This is a genomic window from Pseudomonas sp. P5_A2_2 (genome assembly GCF_054177685.1).
In genome coordinates, this window is the sequence record NZ_JBGCUL010000016.1 from 22,744 (window position 1) to 28,743 (window position 6,000).

Annotated in this window: 4 protein-coding genes and 1 pseudogene; all 5 read right to left on the bottom strand. The window is 60.1% G+C overall.

Annotation, left to right across the window (positions count from 1 at the left end; all coding sequences use genetic code 11):
- Window positions 1-4: 4 nt before the first annotated feature.
- Entirely contained in the window at window positions 5-1,030 is a 1,026-nt protein-coding gene (locus ACXRVY_RS03870) for an ABC transporter substrate-binding protein (RefSeq protein WP_458237039.1), read from the bottom strand.
- 18 nt (window positions 1,031-1,048) lie between these two features.
- Window positions 1,049-1,936 (bottom strand): TauD/TfdA dioxygenase family protein, encoded by an 888-nt coding sequence (locus ACXRVY_RS03875; RefSeq protein WP_223463940.1) that lies wholly within the window; start codon window positions 1,934-1,936, stop codon window positions 1,049-1,051.
- Window positions 1,937-2,305: 369 nt separating this feature from the next.
- Window positions 2,306-3,670 carry an HlyD family type I secretion periplasmic adaptor subunit gene (locus ACXRVY_RS03880; RefSeq protein WP_218429516.1) on the bottom strand — a complete coding sequence of 455 codons (1,365 nt, stop codon included), beginning with the start codon at window positions 3,668-3,670 and terminating at the stop codon, window positions 2,306-2,308.
- The gene (locus ACXRVY_RS03885; RefSeq protein WP_458237040.1) at window positions 3,660-5,816 is read right to left on the bottom strand and encodes a type I secretion system permease/ATPase; all 2,157 of its coding nucleotides are present in this window, start codon (window positions 5,814-5,816) and stop codon (window positions 3,660-3,662) included. Before ACXRVY_RS03885 ends, ACXRVY_RS03880 begins: the two co-directional genes overlap by 11 nt.
- Before the next feature lie 42 nt (window positions 5,817-5,858).
- Window positions 5,859-6,000, bottom strand: a pseudogene (locus tag ACXRVY_RS03890) (TolC family outer membrane protein); the annotation flags it as partial.

A 6,000-nucleotide genomic window follows, 5' to 3' on the forward strand; every position in this document is an offset into this window, starting at 1 on the left:
TCGGTCAGCTCCCTTGCAGCGGCTTGGCGTCCTGGAAGAAGTAGTCCTTCCACGAATCCGGTTTGTTTTTGATCGCGCCAACGCGGTAGAGGAACTCCGCCAGCGGGTAGGTGTTTTTCGGCGTGACGCTGAATTCGAACTGCGGGTTGTCGATGATTTTCAGCAACGCGGCGCGATCGATTTTGGCCTTGGTAACGCGGATATAAGTGTCGGCTGCCGCGCCCTTGTCGTTCTGCGCGAATTGCGCCGCTTCGATCAGCGCATCAATGAATGCCTTGTAGGTTTTCGGGTTCTCATTGCGGAATTTCTCGGTGGCGAACAGCACCGTCGGCGAGTTCGGGCCGAGCAGGTCATAGGTGTTCAGCACCACGTGCACATTGGGATTGGCCAGTTCCTGATCCTGGAACGGCGGATTGGAAAAGTGCCCGCTCAGCTCGGTGCCGCCGGCCACCAGCGCCGCTGTCGCGTCGGGGTGCGGAACGGCGATGGTGTACTTGTCGAGGCGATTGAAGTCCTTGTCACCCCACTGTTTGGCCGCCGCGTATTGCAGGAAGCGCGACTGCACCGACACGCCCACCGCCGGTACCGCGATACGGTCCTTKTCGGTGAAGTCGGCGATGGTTCTGACCTTGGGATTATTGCTCACCAGGTAGTACGGGAAGTTGCCCAGGGAAGCCACGGCTTTTACGTTCTGCTTACCGTGGGTGCGATCCCAGATAGTCAGCAGCGGGCCGACACCGGCGCCGGCAATGTCGATCGAACCCGACAGCAACGCATCGTTGACCGCCGCGCCGCCGGAGAGCTGGGTCCAGTCGACCTTGATGTCGATACCTTCCTGCTTGCCGTATTTCTCGATCAGGTTCTGATCGCGCACCACATTGAGCAGCAAGTAAACGATGCCGAACTGTTCGGCAATGCGGATTTCACCTTCGGCGTGGGCCACGGTCGGCGCCACCAGGCTGCTGGCGATCAGGCTGAAACCCAGGCCGATGGCCGCGGCCAGCGGAGCGAATGGAAGACGTTTGGACATGATCAAATCTCCGACAAATCAGAAAGGCGCGTCGCCCTGGATGGTGGTGCGATACAGCTTGCGGCGCAGATGGCTGGGGCATCCGGCGGCGAGGTGGATCAGCGAACGGTTGTCCCAGAACACCAGGTCTTGGGGCTGCCATTGATGGCGATAGATGTTTTGCGGTAGCACGCTGTGAGCGTAGAGTTCGGTCAGCAGTTGTTGGCTCTCGTCGTCCGGCAGGCCAACGATACGGGTGGTGAACCCTTCGCTGACGAACAGTGCCTTGCGACCGTTTTCCGGGTGGGTACGCACGACCGGGTGCACCACTTCGGCGACCTGGGCGAGCTGTTCCGGGGTCAGGGTCGGGCGCCAGCTGCCTTCGAATTTGGTCTCGCTGTAACGCGCCGTGTAGGAGTGCGCCGCCGAGCGACCTTCCACCGCTTTGCGCAGCGCGAGCGGCAGGTTGTCCCAGGCTTTGTGCATGTCGGCGAACAATGTGTCGCCGCCTTCTGACGGCAGCTCCCGGGCATGCAGCATCGAGCCCAGGCTCGGCAGCGCCTTATAAGAAAGATCGGAGTGCCAGAACTTGCCGGCGTCGCCCAGGCCAATGTTCTGGCCGTTTTCGACGATGTTGGAAACGATGAGGATTTCCGGATGCCCTGCCAGCAGGAACTGCTTGAGCACGTGGATCTGCAACACGCCAAAACGACGACTGAAATCGATCTGTTGCTCAGGGGTTATGCGCTGGTCGCGGAACACCACCACGTGATGATCCAGGTGCGCGCGGTGAATACGCGCGAAGTCCTGATCATTGATCGGACGGGACAGGTCGAGACCGATGATCTCGGCGCCCACCGCTCCGCTGAACGGGCGGACCTCAAAGAATTGTGGCGCGATGCTTGGCGAAGCTGAAGCTGCAGACATAAATCACTCCCACGCACGGCACGCTCAGAGGCGCGCGCGTCGATCAGAAACTCACGGAGGTCCCGTGTTGGTTCGTGTCGTGCGGCGCGCCGATTGGTCGGCAGGTACGCAGGAGACTGACTTTATAGATATAAGAATTTAAATTTAAAYACCGTTAACGAATAACGTTATGGCGATTGAGAAGGCGGCGAGTGGATGGCTGAGTGACGTAATTTGTCACTTACTCACAGGGTTGAGGTGTTTTGACTGACGCCATCGCGGGCAAGCCCGCTCCCACAGGTTTTTGTGTCGGGCACATATTTGTGTTCCAGCAGAGAACCCTGTGGGAGCTGGCTTGCCAGCGATGAGGCCAGAAAGGCCACTGAAGATCTAGCGCTCGTGCAGCGCCTCGGCTCGCGCGCGGATGATCGGCTTGAGCAGGTAGCTCAGCACGGTCTTCTTGCCGGTGATGATGTCCACGGAAGCCACCATCCCCGGAATGATCAGCAACGGTTTTTCATCRGTGCCCAAGTGGCTGCGGTCGGTGCGCAGCTTGATGATGTAGTAGGTGGTTTTTTTGTCTTCGTCGGTAATGGTGTCGGCGCCGATCTGCTCCAGCCTGGCCTTCAACCCGCCGTAGATGGTGTAGTCATAGGCGGTGAATTTCACCGTCGCTTCCTGCCCCGGATGCAGGAACGCGATGTCCTGCGGGCGGATCTTCGCCTCGACCAGCAAGGTGTCGTCCAGCGGCACGATTTCCACCATGTCGCTGCCTGGCTGGATAACCCCGCCGATGGTATTGACCAGCAACTTGTTGACGATACCCCGCACCGGCGAAGTGACCAGCGTCCGGCTGACCCGGTCTTCCAGGGCCTTGCCGGTGGCCTGGGCCTTGTTCAGATCGGTGCGTGCTTCGTTGAGTTGGGTCAGGGCTTCGCTACGGAATTTGCCACGGGTTTCATCGACCTTGCGCTGCACTTCCTTGATTGCCGATTCAGCACGCGGAATGGCCAGGGTGGTAGCGTCGAGCTGACCACGGGTCTCCGCTTCGGCACGCCTGAGGCGCAGGACTTCCACCGGCGATACCGCGCCCTGGGCCACCAACGGCTCGGACATGCTGATTTCCTGACGCTGGAAGCCCAATTGCTGGCGATACTGTGCCTGCTTGGACGTGAATTCGCGCAGCTCCTGCTGGCGCTGGATCAACTGCTCCTGCAAGCCGCCAATCTCGTCGTGCAACTGTTGGCGGCGGCTTATATAGAGCGATTCTTCGTTCTTGGCCTGACCCGGCACGGCCTTGAGTACATCTTCGGGGAAGTTCAGCGGGCGATCTTCGACCTCGGCGCTCAGACGTTCGACCCGCAGCAGCATCGACAACCGATCGGCCTCGGTTTCGCCGACGTTCGAAGCAAATCGCGTGTCGTCCAGGCGAATCAGCGGTGCGCCGGCCTCGACGATCTGGCCTTCCTTGACGAACAGCTCGGCAACGATACCGCCTTCAAGGTTCTGGATTTTCTGGATTTTCGACGATGGAATCGCCTTGCCGTCGCCCTTGGTCACTTCGTCGATGACCGCGAAGTTGGCCCAGAGCATCAGGAATACAAAGAAAGCGATGATCGCCCAGATCGTCAGCCGCACCACTCGCGGCGCATCCTCGATCAGTGCCTTATTGACCTCCGGCAGCGGCTGGCCCTGCAGCGAAGCAGTGCCTTTGAAGTAGCGACGGATCGAATCCTTACCCGACTTAAGCAACACTGATCTGCCCCTTCTTCAACGCTTCCATCACCGCGGCTTTCGAGCCGTCGGCGAGTATCTGCCCGCGGTCGATCACGATCAGTCGATCGACCAGCGACAACAGCGATGCCCGGTGCGTCACCAGCACCATGGTCTTGTTTTCGATCACCGCCGCCAGGCGCTGCTTGAGGCGTTCTTCGCCGGTGTTGTCCATGGCGCTGGTCGGCTCGTCGAGTAGCAGGATCGGCGGATTGAGCAACAGCGCACGGGCCAGGGCGACGTTCTGCCGTTGACCACCGGAAAGGTTCTGCCCGCGCTCGCCCACTTGCAGCTCATAGCCCTGCGGATGCAAGCGCGCGTACTCATGGACGCCGGCCAGTTCTGCGGCTTGCAGCACCAGTTCATCCTCGACATACCGCGCACCGGAAACCAGGTTGTCGCGCAAGGTGCCGGCGAGCAACTGAATGTCCTGGGGCACGTAGCCGATGTTGTAGCGCAGCTCGCTGACGTCGATCTGGCGAATATCCACACCATCGACCAACAACGAGCCATCATCCGGCTGATACAGCCCCACCAGCAATTTCGCCAGCGAGCTCTTGCCCGAACCGCTTCGGCCAATGATGCCGACCTTCTCGCCGGGACGAATCGACAGGTTGATGTTCTTCAGCGCCAGGTTCTGCTGTTGCGGGTAGGTGAAGTTGAGCTGACGGCACTCAATGCCGCCTTGCAGCACCTTGCGGCTGAGCGGACGCTCTTCGAAATTGCGCTCCTGGGGCAGCTCCATCATCTGGTCGACCGAGGTCATGGTCACCCGCGCCTGCTGATAACGGGTCAACAACCCGGACAGTGACGCCAGCGGGCTGAGCGCTCGGCCACTGAGCATGTAGCAGGCAATCAGGCCGCCCATGCTCAGGTGGCCGTCGATGATCTGGTACACGCCGAAGACGATCATGATCACCCCGGCCAGTTGCTGGATCAGCAAGGTGATGTTCATTGCCAGGCCGKAGAGCATTTTCACCCGCAACTCAAGGCGACTGAGGGTGCCGATGGTCTGTTCCCACTGGTACTGGCGTTCGCTTTCGGCGTTGTTGACCTTCACCGCATCCAGGCCGGCCAGGGTTTCGATCAGGCTCGACTGACGCTCGGCCCCCAGCGCCATGGTCCGCTCCATGGTTGCTACCAGGGGTTTCTGCAAGGCATAGCCGATGGCCAGGGCAATCGGGAATGCCAGCACCGGTATCCACACCAGATGCCCGCCGAGGATCGCGATGACGATGAAAATCAGGAGGGTGAACGGCAGGTCGATCAGGCTGGTGAGGGTCAGCGAGGCGAGGAAGTCCCGCAGGCTCTGGAATTCATGGATGTTCTGGGCAAAGCTGCCGACCCGCGCCGGCCGGTATTTCATGGACATGCCGACGATGCGCTCGAACAGCGTGGCCGAGATGATCAGGTCGGTTTTCTTGCCGGCCAGATCCAGGCACAGGCTGCGCAGGCTTTTCAGGATAAGGTCGAAGAGATAGGCGCCCGTTATGCCGAGTGCCAGCACCCATAACGTTGCTTCGGCCTGGTTCGGCACGACACGATCGTAGACGTTCATCACGAACAACGGCGCGGCCATGGCGATGATGTTGATCAGAAAACTGGCGGCAATGGCGTCGGCATACAACCAGCGCGAACGCTTGAGGGTGTCGCGAAACCACGAGCGCGCACGCGGAATCAGCGTGCCGTGATTGACGTCGAATTTGTGCTGCGGCTGGGCGAAAAAGACCTTGCCGGTGTAGTCRTCGACCAGCAGCTCACGAGTGACCAGGGACTCGCCGCCATCGCTTTCGCTGAGCAGCACCCGCACCTGATCTTCGCCTTGCCAGCCAAGCAGGACGGCACTGCGACCGTCCTTGAGCAACAACAAGGCCGGCATGGCAATCGCCGGAATATCCTCCAGCTTGCGTTGCAGCACCCGACCTTGCAGCCCCGCGCGAGCGGCCGCGCGAGGCAGCAAGTCGACACTCAGGCGTTGCTCGGGCAGCGGCAGACCCGTGGTCAGCATTGCCGCGCTGGCAGGCTTTTGGTGCAGCATGCAAAGAGCGAGCAGACCATCCAGCAACGGATCGTCATGCAACGCGCGCGGATCATGAATGAGTTGAACCCGACTGACTTCTGATTCCACGCTCGGCACTCTTGGCTAACAATTGAACAACGAAGGTCCCGCTCAATTCATACCGGGCAATTGAACCTTGGGCTTCACGTCGTTCTGCACAACGGATGCCAATGGTGCGACCACTCCCTGGCTTTTGAGCAATTCGCCCATGGTCGCCTTGATACGGTACTGAGTAAATAACTGAGTGTTCTTG